This is a genomic window from uncultured Draconibacterium sp., assembly GCF_913063105.1.
Lineage (GTDB): Bacteria > Bacteroidota > Bacteroidia > Bacteroidales > Prolixibacteraceae > Draconibacterium.
Map to the genome: position 1 here is coordinate 74,343 of NZ_CAJXYQ010000020.1, position 20,680 is coordinate 95,022.

14 protein-coding genes are annotated in these 20,680 nt (G+C 40.4%); 2 read left to right on the plus strand and 12 right to left on the minus strand.

What is annotated here, in order from left to right; genetic code table 11:
* Positions 1–23 precede the first annotated feature (23 nt).
* The gene (locus QZ574_RS16700; protein ID WP_297091623.1) at positions 24–1,118 is read right to left on the minus strand and encodes a TlpA disulfide reductase family protein; all 1,095 of its coding nucleotides are present in this window, start codon (positions 1,116–1,118) and stop codon (positions 24–26) included.
* Positions 1,119–1,251: 133 nt separating this feature from the next.
* Between QZ574_RS16700 and QZ574_RS16705 the strand changes: the two genes are divergently transcribed.
* Together QZ574_RS16705 and QZ574_RS16710 are read left to right on the plus strand one after the other, a co-directional pair.
* Positions 1,252–2,133: a patatin-like phospholipase family protein gene (locus tag QZ574_RS16705; protein WP_297091625.1), complete on the plus strand. Its 882-nt coding sequence runs from the start codon at positions 1,252–1,254 to the stop codon at positions 2,131–2,133.
* The gene (locus tag QZ574_RS16710; RefSeq protein WP_297091627.1) at positions 2,126–2,692 is read left to right on the plus strand and encodes a homoserine O-succinyltransferase; all 567 of its coding nucleotides are present in this window, start codon (positions 2,126–2,128) and stop codon (positions 2,690–2,692) included. Before QZ574_RS16705 ends, QZ574_RS16710 begins: the two co-directional genes overlap by 8 nt.
* A 72-nt stretch (positions 2,693–2,764) precedes the next feature.
* On the opposite strand, the gene asnB is transcribed toward QZ574_RS16710, so the two are convergent.
* The 11 genes from asnB to rpoB form a co-directional block, all read right to left on the minus strand.
* A complete protein-coding gene (asnB, locus tag QZ574_RS16715; RefSeq protein WP_297091629.1) occupies positions 2,765–4,453 on the minus strand; it encodes an asparagine synthase B in 1,689 nt (562 codons plus the stop codon).
* Between the two features lie 603 nt (positions 4,454–5,056).
* Positions 5,057–5,356, minus strand: coding sequence for a hypothetical protein (locus tag QZ574_RS16720; protein WP_297091631.1), 300 nt, complete (start codon positions 5,354–5,356; stop codon positions 5,057–5,059).
* Positions 5,357–5,420: 64 nt separating this feature from the next.
* Positions 5,421–5,642, minus strand: a complete 222-nt coding sequence (locus QZ574_RS16725; RefSeq protein WP_297091633.1) for a hypothetical protein — start codon at positions 5,640–5,642, stop codon at positions 5,421–5,423.
* A 5-nt stretch (positions 5,643–5,647) separates the two neighbouring features.
* Positions 5,648–6,046 (minus strand): hypothetical protein, encoded by a 399-nt coding sequence (locus QZ574_RS16730; RefSeq protein WP_297091635.1) that lies wholly within the window; start codon positions 6,044–6,046, stop codon positions 5,648–5,650.
* A 204-nt stretch (positions 6,047–6,250) separates the two neighbouring features.
* Complete coding sequence (locus QZ574_RS16735) at positions 6,251–7,690, minus strand: linear amide C-N hydrolase (RefSeq protein WP_297091637.1); 1,440 nt, start codon at positions 7,688–7,690, stop codon at positions 6,251–6,253.
* Between the two features lie 190 nt (positions 7,691–7,880).
* Entirely contained in the window at positions 7,881–9,593 is a 1,713-nt protein-coding gene (locus tag QZ574_RS16740; RefSeq protein ID WP_297091639.1) for an acyl-CoA dehydrogenase family protein, read from the minus strand.
* 23 nt (positions 9,594–9,616) lie between these two features.
* Positions 9,617–10,636, minus strand: coding sequence for an electron transfer flavoprotein subunit alpha/FixB family protein (locus tag QZ574_RS16745; RefSeq protein WP_297091641.1), 1,020 nt, complete (start codon positions 10,634–10,636; stop codon positions 9,617–9,619).
* A 32-nt stretch (positions 10,637–10,668) separates the two neighbouring features.
* Entirely contained in the window at positions 10,669–11,544 is an 876-nt protein-coding gene (locus tag QZ574_RS16750) for an electron transfer flavoprotein subunit beta/FixA family protein (protein WP_297091643.1), read from the minus strand.
* Positions 11,545–12,429: 885 nt separating this feature from the next.
* Positions 12,430–12,756 carry a DUF3467 domain-containing protein gene (locus QZ574_RS16755; protein WP_297091645.1) on the minus strand — a complete coding sequence of 109 codons (327 nt, stop codon included), beginning with the start codon at positions 12,754–12,756 and terminating at the stop codon, positions 12,430–12,432.
* Positions 12,757–12,766: 10 nt separating this feature from the next.
* A complete protein-coding gene (gene rpoC / locus QZ574_RS16760; RefSeq protein ID WP_297091647.1) occupies positions 12,767–17,035 on the minus strand; it encodes a DNA-directed RNA polymerase subunit beta' in 4,269 nt (1,422 codons plus the stop codon).
* 42 nt (positions 17,036–17,077) lie between these two features.
* Positions 17,078–20,680: DNA-directed RNA polymerase subunit beta (gene rpoB / locus QZ574_RS16765; RefSeq protein WP_297091649.1), on the minus strand; the 3,603-nt coding region annotated here is incomplete at its 5' end.

Sequence of the window (20,680 nt, forward strand, 5' to 3'; positions counted from 1 at the left end):
TTAGCTATTATTCTGCTAAAATATTACTTATTCAAAAAATCGGCAACGGCTTGTCCCAGCTCCTCGCCTCTTTTGTTTTTTGCAACAATTTTACCATTCTTATCAATTAGCAGGCTTGATGGAATAGAGCTTACAGCATATATTTTTGCTGCAGCATTATTCCAGTATGCCAAATCAGAAACATGGCCCCAGGTTAAACCATCGTCTTCAATGGCCTTTAACCAGGCATCTTTGTCGCGATCGAGCGACACGCCAAAAACACTAAATCCCTGATCTTTATACTGTTCGTAAGTTGCTACCACATTTGGGTTTTCTGCCCGGCATGGTCCACACCACGATGCCCAGAAATCGAGCAGGGTTAATTCGTTTTTCGAATATACATCCGAAAACTTCACGGGATTACCATCCTGATCGTTTTGTGTAAAATCAGGTGCTGTTTGGCCTATTGCCACCTTTTTAAGCTGTTCAATCTTTGCTTTTAAATCGATAATTGCAGGTACTTCATCCAGTTTTGGATCAAGTGCAGCAACCATAGCTTCCAGTTCTGCCTCATCTTTTTCATACTGAATACGACTTAAAAAGAAAGGCGTAACATACGATGCCGGATTGTTTTTCACAAAGTCTTCCTGCAAGGTATTGGTACTTTTGTACAAGGCTTCAACCTGTTCCATTAATTCGTTGGCTTTTGCGGTATCGCCTGCTGCACCTGCAGTGCGGGCTTCCTGGTATAAACCCATGTATTCTTCACTAATTTTTTGAATTTCCTTGTTTATGGTATTAAACTCATCGTGAGTTGCTGATCCTGTAACTTCTGCTGCAAAAATTGAATCGGCTTTTCCGCTTACAGTCATGTTAGCATTTTCAACAAAAACGATGGTTTTTGCCCGTTGCCCGTTAACCGAAAGGTAATACATATCGGGAAATGCCACTTCGCCTTCCAATACAGCAACACCATCTACAATATCAGCAGTGTCAATACCGGCCCATTGTCCCTCGGCACGTTGCTCCAATATAATTTTTCCTTCAGCACCTTCCAGATTTACATTAATTTTGTAACCTTTTTGCTGTGAACAGGCGAACAAGGCCACACTTAAAATAACAAATAATAGTTTTCTCATTGTACAGTATTTTATATGAATTGAATTCTCGTCGAAGATACGCATTCTGGACATTCTTCAAAACGATTGATTTCAAATAAACAATACTATAAAAACGATTTTAGCTAAATTGCACCTATTAATCGTATTGAAGATGAATAAAAACGTTGCACTGGTACTTTCGGGCGGAGGTGCCCGCGGAATGGCACACATTGGAGTTATTGAGGAGCTGGAATCACGCGGATACAACATTAAAGCGATTGCAGGAACCTCAATGGGTGCATTGGTAGGAGGAATATACGCCGCCGGAAAACTTAAGGAATTTAAACAGTGGGCGGTTTCGCTCGAACGGCACGATATGTTTCGGATGGTTGATTTCTCGTTTGGCGGAAATGGCCTGATTAAAGGAGAAAAAGTACTGGGTAAAATTCAGGAATTTGTCCCCGACACCCTGATTGAAGAGCTTCCAATCAACTATTCGGCTACAGCGGTTGATTTAAAACGGCGAGAGGAAGTGGTATTCAAAAAAGGGAGTTTGTTTAATGCTATTCGTGCATCTATTGCCATTCCCACCGTTTTTACACCAATAACTCATAATGAAGCTATTTTGGTGGATGGTGGGGTTATGAATAACCTGCCCATTTCAAACGTTGTGCGCAATGATGCTGATTTGTTGGTTGCCGTTCATGTAAATGCAGCTATTCCCATTCCTCATCAGTTTAAAAATAAGAAAGATATACTTGAAAAAGAATCGGCTTACAAAAAATGGATGAATGAATTTTATGATTTCCTTCACCTTCATCATCCAAAGGAAAAAAAAGAACGACTTGGATTTTTATCACTTATTGATCAATCGCTGGCAACAGGGATGTTAAAACTTGTTGATCATGCCATAGAAAAAGGGAAGCCTGATGTTCTAATTAATGTGTCGCGTGATGCCTGCGGAACGTATGATTTTTACAAAGCAAACGAACTGATTGAAATGGGACGTTATTCTGCCATTCTTGAACTGGATAAATTAAAATTTAATGCCTGAAATACTCATTATAAATAATGCCGAGCCAGGTATCACCAAATTTGCCGACCCCATCATTAAAATTGTTCAACAAACGGGGAACAAAGCCGTATTTATTGAATATGCCGACTGCCAAATGATAAATCTTAAAGCGTTTGATGGAGTCATTTTAACCGGTTCGCCTCAGGGCGATGATATTGTTGAACACCATTTATCCTACTTTCGTTGGCTAAAAACCTACAATAAGCCCGTATTGGGAATTTGCGCCGGACATCATGTAACCGGTTATGTGTACGGTGCAACTTTACTCCGAAGTCAGGAACCCGAATCGGGCGATTTCGAAGTAGAAATCGTTAGAACCGATTCGCTGTTATATAACCTCCCGCAAAAGTTTACTGTTAGACAAATGCATAACGACTCAATAACTTTACCTAACGAATTTGAATTGCTGGTTACATCCAACACTTGTAAAAACCAGCTCATGAAACACAAAAACAAACCTTTGTACACTTGTCAGTTTCACCCCGAGTTTTATAATCATCAGTTAATCCGAAATTTTATAATGCTCTGTGTAAATTGAGTAAAATAATCATTAAAAAAGCCACCCGCAAAAAACGGATGGCTCTTTGATTTGATTGATTGACTACAATCCTTATTTCTTTTTAATATCGGTAAATTTTGCACCTTTCTCATGAACGGCGTTAACGGCGCGTCCTGATGGATCGGCATTGCCCTGAAATGATGCATCCCACTCGAGTGCAGCAGCGGTACTACAAGCAATTGAAGCCTCTGAAGGCACACAAGATGCAGCAGCATCTGACGGGAAGTGCTCGCTATAAATCTCACGATACACATATTCTTCTTTGTTCATTGGTGGATTTACCGGGAAACGATATTGGGCATTTGCCATCATTTCGTCGCTTACTTTATCGTTTGCAATTTGCTTCAAAGTGTCAATCCACCCGTAACCAACACCATCCGAGAATTGTTCTTTCTGGCGCCAGGCCACTTCTTCCGGCAGGTATTTGGCAAATCCTTCACGCAAACAATGTTTCTCCATTTTTCCGTCTTTTGCCATTTTTGCCTCCGGATTAAAACGCATAGCCACATCCAGAAACTCTTTGTCAAGAAATGGTACGCGACCTTCAACACCCCACGAAGCCAGCGATTTATTGGCGCGTAAGCAATCGTATAGGTTTAATCGCCGAACTTTTCTTACACTTTCTTTATGAAACTCTTCGGCATTTGGTGCTTTATGGAAATATAAATATCCGCCAAAAATTTCATCAGCACCTTCACCGGTAAGCACCATTTTAATTCCCATTGATTTAATTACCCGTGCAATCATGTACATGGGCGTGGATGCACGAACAGTTGTAACATCGTAGGTTTCGATATGGTAAATTACATCGCGAATAGCATCAAGACCTTCCTGAATAGTATAATGAATTTCGTGGTGAACCGTTCCGATGTGATCGGCAACTTTTCGGGCAGCAGCCAAATCAGGCGACCCTTCCAAACCAATAACAAAGGAGTGTAATTGTGGCCACCAGGCATCTTTTGTTCCGCCTTCTTCAATACGCTTTGAGGAGAATTTTTTCGCCAGCGCCGAAGTAATCGATGAATCCAGACCACCAGAAAGCAACACTCCATACGGAACGTCGGACATTAACTGACGTTGCACGGCATCTTCAAGCGATTGTGCCAGCTCTTCAATACTTGCCGGATTATCTTTTACATTTTCAAACTCTTCCCATTCGCGAACATGCCATTTTTTATACTCGCCTTCTTTACTATACAAATAATGCCCCGGAGGGAATTCCTCAATTTTAGTACAAAAACCTTCTAATGACTTTAATTCGGAAGCTACATAATAGTTACCCCATTTATCCCAACCCTGATACAAAGGAATAATTCCGATGTGGTCGCGTCCAATCAGGTAAGCATCATTTTCTTCGTCGTACAGAGCGAAGGCAAAAATGCCATTCATTTCATCCAAAAACTTTTCTTTTTTGTCTTTGTACAGGGCCAGGATAACTTCACAGTCCGACCCGGTTTGAAAATCGTATACGCCATCATATCGTTTCCGAATCTCACGATGGTTATAAATTTCACCATTTACTCCTAAAATGAGCTTACGGTCTTTGCTGTATAATGGCTGTCCACCCGACTCCGGGTCGACAATTGAAAGGCGTTCGTGCGCAATTATTGCTTTTTCTCCGCAATAAATACCCGACCAGTCAGGTCCGCGATGACGCAATTTTTTACTCATCATTAGCACCTGGGGGCGCAAATCCTGGGCTTTAACTTTTAAATCAAATGCTCCTACAATTCCACACATATTCGTAAATTTTCTAAGCTGTCAATAATAATGCATCAAAAATAATCACTTTGTCAATACTACAAAATTATTTCTGACATATTTCTATCGATATTAACATTTAACTATCTTTTTAGGAGCCAAACAATAAATAATACATCAAAATAACAATCCATTTATTCAGACTACCCCCATCCTAAACATGGCAAATTGCAATTTTCCAACAGCTTTTCGCCAGCACCCCCCAAAAAAACCAGCACAACAAACACAAATAAGGTATTTTTTTTGCTTGAAGCCCCAATTATAAGAATTAGCAAAACAATCACCTCTTTTATGACAATTCGAGTAATTCATTAACATTCAGTATGGTTCTGTAGCAAATAACTACTAAACTGCACAAAAGATGATGCCACGGGGTATAATAAAAAATAAGCCAGGTGAGAAAATCTTGCCAAACTTAAGACAATTTTATTCTCTTACCCATTTGTTTTAAACAAGCTGACTATTGTTTAGCAAAGTTTAGGAAAAGCCTGTCCTTATTAAAATTAGATTGATTTATAGCAAAGCCACTAGTGCTGATTGAAGGTACCATAAATAAAAGTGACGAGTTTTTTAAAAGTCTGCCTACAAGAATTGAATTTGTATGTTTTCGCCAACCTGCTCAAAGTTGTATGCTCCTCCCCGATGAAGTTCACATTTTCGCTTGGCACATTCATTTTTAAGGTTGGCAAATAAATTCTGAGCATCTTTTTCAATACAGTCTTCATGGAAAAAACAGTTAAGCTCGTAATTGTTTTCATCATTAAACTGAATGATAAATGCTCCATGTTCCGGAAAAACCAAATCTTCGTAGGCATAACTAATATCAAGGCCGGTTGCATTATTTACAATCTGCCTGACGGCTTCAAGGTCTCTGTAATTCATAATTTAATTGTTAATGTGCCAAAAGTCGACAGAGCGACGTTTTATTAAAGGCTAATTTCTATTTTTATAAGGATAAGAACCACATTCGAATTTGTTGATAAACTTCAGCTTGCTCGTAGGTTTGACATTTTACCAATTGCATATTTAAGGCATCATCAAACTCAGGCTCGGAAAAGCCAATTTCCTGCATCAGATGTTCTTTGGATGGCGATTTGTAGCAGGCCTTTCGGAATTCTCGTTCTGTTGTTGCTCTTTTTACGAATTTTATTGCTTTATCAATTGCCATAACTTTTAGTTTTTACAAGCCGTTGAACTACATGAATTGCATCCGCTTTCGCATCCCCACAACTCGCGGGCTGCTTTTGATGTAAATGACTCGAGTTGGTTTTGGGTAAAAAAATCTATGTTTCTATTTACATTGCTTCCGCGTGCTTTAAACACCGATAAACCATTACGTGTAAAAACCTGTAGAACCATTGGCGGCAAATAACTGCTGATGATTGTACTTATTCCCATCCGTTTCAATTCGTGCGTAAACTCTCCCGGGTTCGGACTAATTTCTGTAACTTTTTTCCACTCAAATGATTCGCGGTCAGAATCATAAATACACACAAATCTGGCGTTATGGAAGCCATGTGCAATTTTCTCTTTTCCTGTTTCCCTGTTGGCAATTGGTAGCATCACTTTCATATCTTATACTATTTTTTTCCGAGGGTAAACAAATGCAATACCAAAATAAAAATACCGATGATAACCAACTACTTACGCAATACACTTTACTAAAACTGTTCTTTTTTGTAAGAAATTTGGTGTAAATCCTACAAAAATGTAAGTTCTTATTCCTGGTTAAAGCCGTTCAGCATTTCGCCGACACTTTTATTGATAAAATGGCGGTTATAAGTTTGTTTCGGTCTTTTTAAGTATCCGCTGAAAAGTATAATGGCCGTAGAAATTTTCGATGCCAAAAAGTTGTGCCGTCAAGCGGTCATTTTGTATATGCCCTTTAAATTCAATTATTTTACCGCTGCCGGAATGAAAAGTAAAACACAATTGTTTTCCAATCATTTGAAGATTATCTACCGTATGACTTTGATTTTCATTGTTCAGTCTTAATTCGGCCGCCACTGCATCGTTATTCATACTGAAAAGAAGCGTTATGGTTGGCAAGTCGTTAATACCTTTGGCGTTACCAATCCATTTTCCATTAAAAAAATGATTCTGCTTTTCGGTATACGAATCAGTATGATCGACAAGCCGGGCAACAAACTCATCTGCACTTAAACCACCATAGCCATAAAAATCCTGGGGCACTATCTGCATTAGTTCGTTCTGAAGAAAAGTTTGCATTATTTCCTTGTTGTAGTCTTTAAAACGAGGCAAAACATCGGCTTCAAACTCCGTATTAATATTTATCACCCGGGCAGGGCTCGAATTATTGAAATCAATTTTCGTCATATCGACAATTTTCATTTCCGGGCTCATTCGGGTTCTAAAATATACATTCTTGCCGTTGGCATCAAATAAAACCGACCACTCCGGATCATCGTAAACACGTAACGTTTTTAGCATATAAAATCCATAATCGATTGGGTCAGTTTCGGGATTATATTGGTTTATTAATGTTGCTGTTCGTACAAAACGAGGCACATTGGGGTCGTTGATATCGGGCTTGTATTCGCCACCAAAACCTTCAAAATATTTTAATAATTCGAGTTCTCTTTTATAAGGCGTATTAAAAAGCGCCGGTATGGGCATATCGTCTCCGGAATGCACCACCACTTTGCCTTTAATAAAGGCTATAGCAGCAGTTTTTCCTTTAGCATCGCCCACAAAATAATGCCAGGTCCAGCCATCAATTTCCACTTCTGATGCACACTTTATGGCCTCTGCCGTAGTTGAAAAATTATCGAGAATGTATTGCATCCAGTTCATCTGGTTCAGCTTGGGCAAACTATCATTCTTCGGATAATCCGCCTCTTCGTTCATTTCCCAGATAAACAACCCGGCTTCGTTCATTCCTCCATCCGGAAAGTCTTTACCAAAATTATTGAAGGTTACCGATCCATATCGTGAGATCCAGCTGTGCGACGACGGGTTTAAGCGATCTTTTGTAATTATCTCGCTCCAGGAACGGCCCTTTTTAAAAATCCCGCGTTTATTAATAAAAACCAGGCCCGGCACACCAATATCTCCCTCGTTTAGGTTATGACCATAAACCAGCGCATTTCCTTTTTGTAGTTTAAAAGTTGAACAGGCCAACACAGTTTTATGATGAGGCAGCATTAAAAATAAAGAAGTAACAAACAGCGCAATTATAGTTTGTTCAATTCTCATTTTGTAATTTTTTTGTTAGTTGTTATATGACGCAAAAACTTTCTCACGGTTACTTAAATAGTTTAACAAATATCAAATGAGGCTTGTTCGGCTTTTGTTTTAAGCTCCTTAAGAATTACTTCCAAAAGAAAAGCCACCCTCCGAATTCGGAAAGTGGCTTTTCTATCTTTGGTTTAAAAGCTATTCGCTCTTATTGCATTTCAAATTTATAATCGCCAAGATCTGACAATTCTGAGGCACGAATAAACTCGGCATGCGCTTTCACTTGTGCTTTAGCAAAATTAATGTAGTTTTTAGCTGATTTCAGGAACATGCCATCGCGGTTGGTATCGAGCAAAAGCAGGTAGCTCATTACAATGTGCCCGGCCATCTCAACCAATCTACGAGCGTGGAAATCAATAAACTCATTATCATTAGCCGCAGTTACTTTTTTTACTGCTTCTTCGTAATCGGCAGTCAGAATAATTAGCGTACGTTTCAGGTACTCCAATGTCGGCGATACTTTCTCAGCTTCATATACACGAATCTGATTCAGGTAGCCACCGGTTGTTACTCCACGTATTGCTGCCACAACCTGCAGCTGGGTAGTTCCTTCATAAATCGAAGTAATACGGGCATCGCGGTAAATACGTTCAACCGGATAGTCTTTCATAAAACCAGACCCACCATGAATTTGCACTGCATCATAAGCCAACTGGTTCGAATACTCACTGGTCATTCCTTTTGCCAATGGAGTATAAATATCAGCCAAACGTTGGTATTTTTTCATTTCCTGGCGTTCTTCTTTTTCCAGCTTGCGCTCTTCGGCAATATGCATGTATGTTTTATATACATCAACAAAACGTGCCGTTTCGTACAACAAGGTACGCGAGGCATCGAGTTTTGCTTTCATTAGCGACAACATTTCGTAAACTGCCGGAAATTTGATAATGGCTTTTCCGAACTGCATACGTTCGTTAGCATAAGCCACTGCTTCGCGGTAAGCTGCTTCTGAAACACCTACTGATTGTGCTGCAATACCCAAACGCGCCCCGTTCATCAGGGCCATTACGTATTTTATCAAGCCCATTTTTCGTGAGCCAACCAATTCACCCGGTGCGTCTTTAAACACCAACTCGCATGTTGGCGAACCAATAATTCCCATTTTATGCTCGATACGACGAACGGTTACTCCACCACTATTTTTATCGTAAATAAACATTGAAAGACCTCTGCCATCTTTTGTTCCGGGCTCTGAGCGGGCCAAAACCAAAGAGATTTCGCCATCGCCATTTGTAATGAAACGTTTTACACCATTCAACAACCAGGTTTGTTTTTCTTCGCTCCAGGTTGCTTTTAGCTGCACGGCCTGCAGGTCTGATCCGGCATCAGGTTCGGTTAAATCCATTGCCATGGTATCACCGGCGCAAACACGCGGAAGGTACTTTTGTTTTTGCTCTTCCGATGCAAATTCGTTTATGGTTTCGGCACAATCCTGCAAACCCCAAACATTAACAAAACCGGCATCAGCGCGCGAAACAATATCGGCTGCCATAATGTAAGGCACAATAGGAAAGTTTAAGCCATCATATTTATAAGGTAAAGACATCCCCATTAAACCAGCCTGGTTTAATGCATCAATGTTTTCCTGTGTTCCACGTGCGTAAATTACGCGTCCGTCAACAACCTGTGGCCCCTCTGCATCAATACTTTCTGCATTTTCGGCAATAATTTCTCCGCAAATTTCGCCAACTACATCCAAAACCCGGTCGTAGTTATCAATTGCGTCTTCATAATCGTGTGGCGCAAAATCAAATTCATCCTTAAACGTATATTCGCGTTCTTTCAGACGAACAATTTCCTTCATTAAAGGATGATTCAAATGAAATTTTATCTCGCTATTATCTGTATAGTAATTTGCCATTTTCTCGTAATTTATTGACGTGACTACTTGGTGTTCTTTTTATAATACTTAATCATCTTCGGAATAACATCCGCAACATCTCCTGTAATTACATAATCAGCAATTGCATTAATCGGAGCTTCAGGATCGGTATTAATTGCAATAATCTGTGCTGCTTCTTCCATTCCGGCAGTATGCTGAATTTGCCCCGAAATACCACAGGCAATATATAATTTAGGACGAACAGTAACTCCGGTTTGTCCAATTTGTCTTTCATGGTCGGCATATCCGGCATCAACTGCCGCGCGTGAAGCGCCAACTTCGCCTCCCAACACCTCAGCCAAATCATAAAGCAGTTTAAAGTTTTCTTTTGACCCTACACCATATCCTCCTGAAACGATAATTGGAGCGCCTTTGATGTTTACTTTACTTTTCTCCATATGTCGCTCAATGATTTCAACCACAAAATCGGTATCGCTTACATACTTCGCAACATCAAGGTCTACTACTTTACCTTTATATTTCGGATCAAGAATCTCTTTTTTCATCACTCCCTCACGCACGGTTGCCATTTGTGGCCTGCAATCAGGATTAATAATAGTTGCAATAATATTTCCTCCGAAGGCAGGACGAATCTGATACAACAAATTATCGTACTTTTTATCCTGCTTTTTATCGTAGTGTTCGCCAATTATCAAGCTTGTGCAATCGGCAGTTAGTCCACTATGTAAGGCTGATGACACGCGCGGGCCTAGATCTCGTCCTATGGAAGAAGCTCCCATAAGGGCAATTTGTGGCTTTTGTTCCTTAAACAGGTTAACCACAACCGATGTGTGAGGCAAAGTTTGATAAGGATATAACCGTGCATCATCGGCCAGATACAAAGTATCGACACCGTAAGGAATTACTTGCCCGGCAACACTTCCCAGTTGGTACCCTACGGCAATTGCTTCTAATTTACAATTTAACTCATTCGCCAGTGCACGGCCTTTTGTCAACAACTCTTGACTAACTTCAGCTACCTGGCCATCTTCTATTTCGCAATAAACAAATACGCTGCTCATTTTCTCAAATTTAATTTATTTATTTAATGGCATTAGCCAATAGTGTGACTCTTAATTAACTCCAGCATCATTTCTTCAATTTCAGCATCCTCACCCGAAATTACTTTCGAATCTTTGGCCTGAAGAACTACGTTCTCAATTGATTTCACTTTTGTTGGAGATCCTGTCAACCCTAATTGAGAAGCATCAGATTCAATATCGTTCACAGTCATTTCCTGAATCATAAGATCCGGACGCTCGTTGTATAACACGGTATAATCTTCATTCTCTTTCTGAAGTTCGGTAACCGTTCTTGCCCGCTTATATTTCATCAGTCGTTTAGCATTACGCGAACGGCAGTCGGGTGCCGAACCATTAACCGTTATAACCAATGGCAGAGGTGCTTTAACTGTTTCAACGCCATTCTCTAAACGACGTTTTACGGTAATATTTTTACCTTTTAGGTCAACAATTTCTTCAACATAAGTAACCTGCAACAATCCTAATTTTTCGGCAACCTGAGGTCCAACCTGGGCGGTATCACCATCAATTGCCTGACGACCGGCAACAATGATATCAATTTTTCCCATTGTTTTTAATGCCTGTCCAATGGCATAGGATGTGGCGAGCGTATCTGAACCGGCAAAAGCTCGGTCGGTAAGCAGAACACCACCATCGGCACCGCGGTATAAACCTTCGCGAATAATATCGGCAGCCCTTCCCGGGCCCATGGTTAAAATTTTGATTGTAGATTCCGGGTATTGGTCTTTAATACGTAAAGCTTGTTCTAATGCATTTAAATCTTCAGGGTTGAAGATTGCAGGTAGCACTGCCCTATTCACTGTACCGTCAGCTTTCATTGCATCTTTCCCTACATTTCTTGTATCGGGAACCTGCTTTGCCAAAACAATAATGTTATAAGCCTTCATTCAATATGATTTTTGTTGATTGTAATATCTGTTCTATATTTCTGCTTCTCGTTAGCAAGGGGAGAAATTTACCCCGAAATTGAAAAGCTAACAAATATAAAAATCGAACGAAAACTAACCAAAAAGAATGGGGCCTTCAGACCTTTAATGTTTGTTAAAATCCAGCCCACATAGGGCATACAGCTTTTAAACACCCCTCAAAAGCACTACTGGCAATGCTTTAAAACAATTAACCTTGATATTCTAAAATTCTGAGAAGCAAAAGATGCTTTTAATTTAAAACCATTATAAGTAAAAATACTCCTGTAATTATAATTTTTCGTGGTTTTACAGGTGTTTTTTTGCTAATAATATCAGAAACCAGTAAGTTATTTTGCAGTGCTGATTAAAAGAAGAAAAGTCAGAGTAAAACCGAATCAAGTGTGCAAAGGGATGTGGTAGCCCTTCATTAAGAAGGTGGAAAATACAGTTTAAATGATACCCTGGAGAGGAAGACAGCACAAGGTGATAAGTAAAATGTAAGCATCGTTGGTTGTTGAGTTAAGATAATTTTATTATCTTCAACCTCGGATTTTCGAACCAAATCTAACCAAATTAATTCGTGGAACCGGCTCATTTTGAGTCGGTTTTTTTATTTTCATCGCAATCCATAAGAAATCAGTTTTTGCATTGTCAGGCAGATTCTTCGTTTTTGTGGTAAGAAAAAAATGAAGGCCGCCGGAAGACTCTAAATAATAATCTCTTTCTTAATTAGCACACCGGATTTTACGGGTTATACTTTTTAAACCAATATTTAAACCAGCTTCTGTTTAACACTATTGTAGTTCAAAAAAAAAGAGGAACCAATAAATTGATTCCTCTTAAATATAATAGTTGATACTATTTTTATGCTTGTGCAGTGGGTCCACCAAAATTCATTGGTGGCATCATCGGATCTGAACCGGGTTTAACGTTCTTAATAGGCCCGTGCTGCGCTTCGTATTTGGCAACATTATCTTGTAAAGCCATTAATAAGCGTTTAGCATGTTCCGGTGTAAGAATAATTCTTGATTTTACATTTGCTTTTGGAATACCGGGCATAATCCGGACAAAATCCACCACAAATTCAGAGCTTGAATGAGTAATTACCGCAAGGTTTGAATAAGTACCTTGTGCCACTTCCTCGTTCAGTTCAATATTTATCTGTTGTGCTTTTTGCTTTTTATCTTCCATCACAATTGTTTTATCGATTATCAGAATGTCTCATATCTACCAACCTGTCGTATTCTGATTTAGAACCTACAACAAGGTTTTTGTATTCTTTCAATCCGGTACCAGCAGGTATCAGGTGACCACAAATTACGTTCTCTTTTAAGCCATCGAGGTAATCAATTTTACCATTAATTGCGGCTTCGTTAAGTACTTTGGTCGTTTCCTGGAATGATGCTGCCGACAACCAACTACGCGTTTGTAGTGCTGCTTTGGTAATACCCTGAAGGATCTGGCTTGATGTTGCGGGGATTGCATCCCTCGCTTCAACAAGTGCCCTATCTTTTCTTCTGAGTTGCGAGTTCTCATCACGCAAACGACGAGAAGAAATAATCTGTCCGGCTTTTAAGCCTTCAGCATCACCTGGCTCAACTACAACCTTTTTGTTGTAAATCCAGTCGTTTTCCGACATGAATTCATTTTTATCAACCACTTGCTTTTCAAGGAAGCGGGTATCTCCCGGATCAACAATCTCCACTTTACGCATCATCTGACGAATGATAATTTCGAAGTGTTTATCGTTAATTTTTACCCCCTGCATACGGTAAACATCCTGAACTTCATTCAAAATATACTCCTGAACTGCAGTAGGCCCTTTAATTGCAAGAATATCAGAAGGAGTGGTAGCTCCATCAGACAATGGTACACCAGCCCTGATATAGTCGTTTTCCTGTACCAATATTTGCTTCGATAGTGGAACGAGGTATTTTTTAACATCGCCATTTTTGGTTGTAACAATAATCTCGCGGTTACCCCGCTTAATTTTGCCCAATGAAATTTCACCGTCAACCTCTGATACGACCGCAGGATTGGATGGATTACGTGCCTCGAACAGTTCGGTAACACGTGGCAGACCACCCGTGATATCGCCAGCTTTACCGGCAGCACGAGGAATCTTAACCAATACTTTTCCTGACTTCACCTCTTGGCCATTGTCTACAGCAATGTGACCACCAACCGGAAGGTTATATGAACGAATCATTTCTCCGGCATCGTCCATAATTTTCAAGGTTGGGTTCTTGGTCTTATCTTTTGTTTCAATAATTACACGCTCAGAATAACCGGTTTGTTCATCCGATTCTTCACGGAAGGTAATACCGTCAATCAGGTTTTCAAACTCTACCTTACCATTAAATTCTGAGATAATAACACCATTAAATGGGTCCCACTCACAAACCAAAGTTCCTTTACGGATCTCCTGACCGTTCTTCACATACAATTTACAACCGTATGGCAGCGGATGTGTTGATAGTGGAATATTCGTGTTTTTATCAATAATTTTTAACTCAGCCAAACGACTTACAACAATCTCAATATCCTGACCATCATCATCTTTATACGATACCGAGCGCAATTCTTCAATTTCGCAATATCCATCGTATTTCGATTCAACGGTTGACTGCGCAGAGATGTTACCCGCAATACCACCCACGTGGAAAGTACGAAGTGTCAGCTGTGTTCCAGGTTCTCCAATCGACTGTGCTGCAATAACACCAGTTGCTTCACCTTTTTGAACTTTCTTGCCGGTAGCCAGGTTACGACCGTAACATTTGGCGCAAACTCCAACTTTTGATTCACAGGTTAACACCGATCGAATTTCAACACTTTCAATTGGTGAGTCATCAATTACCTTAGCAATTTCTTCCGTAATTTCATCTCCCGATTTGATGATTAATTCACCATTCAGTGGATGATAAATATCGTGAACAGTTGTACGACCAATAATTCTTTCGAATAATGATGCTACAACTTCTTCATTATTTTTCACATCAGTAGCAACCAAACCGCGCAAGGTTCCGCAGTCGTCTTCAGAGATGATAACATCTTGTGCAACATCTACCAAACGACGGGTAAGGTAACCTGCATCGGCTGTTTTAAGTGCGGTATCCGCCAAACCTTTACGAGCACCGTGTGTAGAAATAAAGTACTCCAGTACCGACAAGCCTTCTTTAAAGTTGGCAAGAATAGGGTTTTCAATAATTTGAGAACCTGTTGAGCCTGATTTTTGTGGCTTAGCCATCAAACCCCTCATGCCGCACAGCTGACGAATCTGTTCTTTCGAACCCCTCGCTCCGGAGTCAAGCATCATATAAATCGAGTTGAATCCCTGACGGTCGGTACTTAAGGTCTTCATAACCGACTGTGTAAGTTTCGAGTTTGCATGTGTCCAAATATCAATAACCTGGTTGTACCTTTCGTTATTGGTAATGAAACCCATGTTATAATTGCTGATTACCTCTTCTACTTCAGTGTAGCCGTTACCAACAATATCTGTTTTATCATCCGGGATAATAACATCTCCAAGGTTGAACGACAAACCACCGCGGTAAGCCATTGTATATCCAAGGTTTTTAATGTCATCAAGGAATTTTACAGTAATAGCATTACCGCTTGAATTAAATACATCGGTAATAATTGTACGTAATGATTTCTTGGTAAGAAGCTGATTTACGTATCCTGCCTGACGCGGAACATACTCGTTGAAAAGAACACGACCAACAGTTGTTTCGATGATGTGGTTGAAATATTCACCATTTTCATCAACGTCTTCAACTTTTACTTTGATGATTGCATGAAGATCGATTGCTTTTTCTTCGTAAGCAATGGTTACTTCTTCTGCAGAGTAGAAAGTCATTCCTTCACCTCTACAACCTTCGCGTGGTTTGGTCATGTAGTACAGACCAAGAACCATATCCTGCGATGGTACCTGAATAGGAGCACCGTTAGCAGGGTTCAACAGGTTGTGCGAGGCAAGCATTAACAACTGAGCCTCCAAAATTGCAGCATTACCTAATGGTAAGTGAACCGCCATCTGGTCACCATCGAAGTCGGCATTAAAACCAGTACATACCAATGGGTGCAGCTGAATTGCTTTACCTTCAATAAGAACAGGTTGGAATGCCTGAATTGACAGACGGTGCAGCGTGGGCGCCCTGTTTAACATTACAGGGTGTCCTTTTAATACATTTTCAAGAATCTCCCAAACAACAGGGTCTTTTCTGTCAACAATTTTCTTTGCCGATTTTACAGTTTTTACAATACCTCTTTCAATCAGCTTACGGATTACAAAAGGTTTGTAAAGCTCGGCTGCCATATCTTTTGGGATACCGCATTCGTGGATCTTTAATTTAGGACCAACAACAATTACCGAACGTGCAGAATAGTCAACACGTTTACCCAAAAGGTTTTGACGGAAACGACCTTGCTTACCTTTCAAACTGTCGGACAGTGATTTTAGAGCGCGGTTGTTTTCTGTTTTAACGGCATTGGATTTTCTTGAATTATCGAATAACGAGTCTACAGCTTCCTGTAGCATACGTTTCTCGTTTCTTAAAATAACCTCAGGAGCTTTAATCTCGATCAATCGTTTCAAACGATTATTACGGATAATTACTCTTCGGTACAGGTCATTCAAGTCTGATGTTGCGAAACGACCACCATCGAGCGGTACTAACGGACGCAAATCAGGAGGAATTACAGGCACCACCCTAACAATCATCCATTCCGGACGGTTAAGGTTTTTACTTGCTCTGAATGCCTCAACAACCTGCAGACGTTTTAAGGCCTCGTTTTTACGTTGCTGCGATGTTTCGGTGTTTGCTTTATGACGCAAGGTGTACGACAATGAATCAAGCTCTAAGCGGCCAAGGATATCAAACAAGGCTTCAGCACCCATTTTGGCGATGAATTTGTTTGGATCGTCGTCGTCAAGGAATTGATTTTCTTTTGGAAGTGTATCCAGAATATCCAGGTACTCTTCTTCGGTTAAGAAATCTAATTCTTTAACACCATCCTGGGCTTTTACACCCGGTTGGATAACAACATAGCGTTCGTAATAAAGAATGGTATCAAGCTTTTTGGTTGGCAAACCAAGCAGGTAACCAATTTTGTTAGGCAACGATTTGAAATACCAAATGTGAGCAACCGGCACCACCAGTGAAATGTGTCCCATACGCTCACGACGTACTTTCTTTTCGGTTACTTCAACACCACAACGGTCGCAAACAATACCTTTATAACGGATACGTTTGTATTTACCACAGTGACATTCGTAGTCTTTTACCGGTCCGAAAATACGCTCACAGAACAAACCATCACGTTCTGGTTTATAGGTTCTGTAGTTAATTGTTTCTGGCTTCAGTACTTCACCAAATGATCTTTCCAGAATTTCTTCGGGAGACGAAAGGCTTACTGAAACTTTTGCGAAACTACTTTTTGCTTTATTATCTTTTTTGAATGCCATAATTCAAATTAAAAATCAATTTAAAACTGCACCTAACTTATTCTACTCCATTCTTACGCTAAGACCTAAGCCACGCAATTCATGAAGCAGTACATTTAGTGATTCCGGAATACCTGGCTGTGGCATCGGTTCTCCTTTGACAATGGCTTCGTAAGCTTTGGCGCGTCCCATTACATCATCCGACTTCACTGTCAAAATTTCCTGTAAGATATGCGATGCTCCAAAGGCTTCCAATGCCCATACTTCCATCTCACCAAAACGTTGACCACCAAACTGTGCTTTACCACCTAATGGCTGCTGTGTAATTAACGAGTATGGTCCTATTGAACGGGCGTGCATTTTGTCTTCAACCATGTGTCCCAGTTTCAACATATAGATTATACCAACGGTCGCAGGCTGATCAAAAGGCTCACCTGTTTCACCGTTTATTAATCGTGTTTCACCAAAGCGAGGTACACCAGCTTTATCGGTGTATTCTGAAACTTCATCAAGACTAGCACCATCAAAAATAGGAGTAGCAAACTTTAACCCGAGCTCTTTTCCGGCCCATCCCAATACCGTTTCGTAAATCTGTCCCAGGTTCATACGCGATGGTACACCCAGTGGGTTTAACACAATGTCAACCGGAGTTCCGTCGGCAAGGAATGGCATGTCTTCCTGACGAACAACGCGCGACACGATACCTTTGTTACCGTGACGACCTGCCATTTTATCACCAATTTGCAGTTTACGTTTTTTAGCAATATAAATTTTTGCCAATTGTATGATACCTGCAGGAAGCTCATCGCCAATTGTTACATTGTAACGTTCGCGACGTGAAACTGCCTCCGCCTCTTTGTACTTCATAATGAAGTTATTCACCAATCTAAAAATAAGATCATTTTTAGCTTTGTCGGTGGTCCATTTTGAAGGATCGATATTCAGGTAATCAATTTCCTGCAGTTGTTTCAATGTAAATTTAACGCCTTTTGGAATAAACTCAGTTCCGTAATAGTCTTTAACTCCCTGAGAAGTTTTACCATTTACCAGCGTGAAAAGTTTATCTTCCAGTTTTACACGAAGTGCGGCAATGTCCTTTTCCAGTTTTTCATCGATCTGGTCGAGCAATGTTTTGGTTGCTTTACCTTTTTTGTCTTTCGCTACACGCGAGAACAATTTTTTATCGATAACAACTCCCGACAATGATGGAGAAGCTTTTAACGAGGCATCTTTTACATCCCCAGCTTTATCCCCAAAAATTGCACGTAGCAGTTTTTCTTCCGGTGAAGGATCTGATTCTCCTTTTGGAGTAATTTTACCAATCAGAATATCGCCTGGTTTAACGTTGGCTCCTACCCTAATCAGTCCGTTTTCATCCAAATTACGTGTAGCTTCCTCGCTAACGTTTGGTATATCAGAAGTAAATTCTTCAACACCACGTTTGGTATCGCGTACCTCAAGGCTATATTCATCTACATGAACCGATGTGAAAACGTCTTCGCGAACAATACGCTCAGAAATTACAATTGCATCCTCGTAGTTGTAACCCTGCCAGGGCATAAATGCCACCTGAAGGTTACGACCAAGTGCTAATTCTCCTTTTTCTGTTGCGTATCCTTCGGTTAAAATTTCACCTTTTTTAATACGCTGACCTTTCACTACAATCGGTTTCAAGTCAACTGTAGTTCCCTGGTTCGTTTTAGTATATTTTTGCAGATTATAAGTTACCACTTCAGGGTCGAAGCTTACGAAGCGATCTTCCTCCGACACATCGTAACGAACAATAATCTCTTTTGCATCAACAAATTCTATAACACCATCGGCTTCGGCATTCACCATTACTTTGGAATCTTTTGCCACACTTGCTTCCAAACCTGTACCAACAATTGGTGCTTCAGGACGAAGCAGTGGCACTGCCTGGCGCATCATGTTCGATCCCATCAATGCACGGTTTGCATCATCGTGCTCAAGGAAGGAAATTAATGAAGCTGCAACCGATGCAATCTGGTTAGGACCTACATCCATTAGCTCAACCTGTTCCGGGTCAACCACAGGATAGTCACCATCCAAACGTGCTTTTACCTTCTCGTTTATGAACTTTCCATCTTCTCCAATTGGAGCGTTCGCCTGTGCAATTATCCGGCCTTCTTCTTCTTCAGCAGTAAGGTAAAGTGCACCTTCTTCTGATAAATCAACTTTACCGTCTTTTACTTTTCGATATGGAGTTGAAATAAATCCTAAATCGTTAATTTTTGCGAAAACACACAACGACGAAATCAAACCAATGTTTGGCCCCTCAGGTGTTTCAATCGGACATAAACGACCGTAGTGAGTAAAGTGTACGTCTCGCACCTCGAAACCGGCACGTTCACGTGAAAGACCACCAGGACCTAATGCCGACATACGACGTTTGTGCGTCATTTCAGCCAGCGGGTTGGTTTGATCCATAAATTGCGAAAGTGCGTTTGTTCCAAAGAAAGAGTTGATAACTGAAGATAATGTTTTCGAGTTAATCAAATCAATCGGGGTAAACACTTCGTTGTCGCGAACATTCATACGCTCGCGGATTGTACGTGCCATACGTGCCAAACCTACCCCAAACTGGTTGTACATTTGTTCGCCAACCGTACGTACCCTACGGTTACTTAAGTGGTCAATATCATCAACATCGGTTTTTGAGTTTACCAATTGAATAAGGTTTTTGATAATCTCAATAATGTCGACTTTTGTAAGGACACGGTTTTCCATGTCCACGTCAATTCCTAATTTTTTATTGATTCTGTAGCGACCAACTTCACCCAGGTCGTATCTCTTATCCGAGAAGAACAGTTTATCAATTACGTCGCGTGCAGTAGCTTCATCGGGTGGTTCTGCGTTACGCAACTGTCGGTAGATGTGAAGAACAGCTTCTTTTTCCGAATTACACGGGTCTTTCTGAAGCGTGTTATAAATGATAGCAAAATCCTGCTGGTTTTGATCTTCTTTGTGCAACAGAATGGTTTTTACGCCCGACTCAAGAATTTCTTCTATATGGTCTTCTTCAATTTCTGTTTCACGATCAATAATTACTTCGTTACGTTCAATCGATACCACTTCACCGGTATCTTCATCAACAAAGTCTTCTACCCACGATTTTAGTACACGGGCTGCCAACCTTCTACCAACGACTTTCTTTAACCCTGTCTTTGAAACTTTTACTTCGTCTGCCAGGTCAAATATTTCTAATACATCTTTATCGCTTTCATAACCTATTGCACGCAACAATGTGGTAACAGGTAATTTCTTTTTCCTGTCGATGTAGGCAAACATCACACTATTGATGTCTGTGGCAAATTCAATCCACGACCCTTTGAATGGGATGATACGTGCTGAATATAATTTTGTACCGTTGGCATGTAAACTCTGGCCAAAGAATACACCCGGAGACCTGTGCAATTGAGAAACAATAACGCGCTCGGCACCATTAATAATAAAGGTACCACGTTCGGTCATGTAAGGCACAGTTCCTAGATAAACATCCTGAACAACGGTGTCAAAATCTTCGTGTTCGGGATCGGTACAGTAAAGTTTCAGTTTTGCTTTTAACGGTACGCTAAAAGTTAAACCACGTTCTATACACTCGTCTATTGAGTATCGAGGAGGATCGACCTGGTAGTCGATAAATTC

Coding starts and splice junctions, on each gene's coding strand:
- QZ574_RS16705 (WP_297091625.1), top strand. CDS start 1,252: ATGAATAAAAACGTTGCACTGGTACTTTCGGGCGGAGGTGCCCGCGGA.
- QZ574_RS16755 (WP_297091645.1), bottom strand. CDS start 12,756: ATGGAAGATAAAAAGCAAAAAGCACAACAGATAAATATTGAACTGAAC.
- QZ574_RS16700 (WP_297091623.1), bottom strand. CDS start 1,118: ATGAGAAAACTATTATTTGTTATTTTAAGTGTGGCCTTGTTCGCCTGT.
- QZ574_RS16750 (WP_297091643.1), bottom strand. CDS start 11,544: ATGAAGGCTTATAACATTATTGTTTTGGCAAAGCAGGTTCCCGATACA.
- rpoC (WP_297091647.1), bottom strand. CDS start 17,035: ATGGCATTCAAAAAAGATAATAAAGCAAAAAGTAGTTTCGCAAAAGTT.
- QZ574_RS16730 (WP_297091635.1), bottom strand. CDS start 6,046: ATGAAAGTGATGCTACCAATTGCCAACAGGGAAACAGGAAAAGAGAAA.
- QZ574_RS16745 (WP_297091641.1), bottom strand. CDS start 10,636: ATGAGCAGCGTATTTGTTTATTGCGAAATAGAAGATGGCCAGGTAGCT.
- QZ574_RS16740 (WP_297091639.1), bottom strand. CDS start 9,593: ATGGCAAATTACTATACAGATAATAGCGAGATAAAATTTCATTTGAAT.
- QZ574_RS16710 (WP_297091627.1), top strand. CDS start 2,126: ATGCCTGAAATACTCATTATAAATAATGCCGAGCCAGGTATCACCAAA.
- asnB (WP_297091629.1), bottom strand. CDS start 4,453: ATGTGTGGAATTGTAGGAGCATTTGATTTAAAAGTTAAAGCCCAGGAT.
- QZ574_RS16720 (WP_297091631.1), bottom strand. CDS start 5,356: ATGAATTACAGAGACCTTGAAGCCGTCAGGCAGATTGTAAATAATGCA.
- QZ574_RS16735 (WP_297091637.1), bottom strand. CDS start 7,690: ATGAGAATTGAACAAACTATAATTGCGCTGTTTGTTACTTCTTTATTT.
- QZ574_RS16725 (WP_297091633.1), bottom strand. CDS start 5,642: ATGGCAATTGATAAAGCAATAAAATTCGTAAAAAGAGCAACAACAGAA.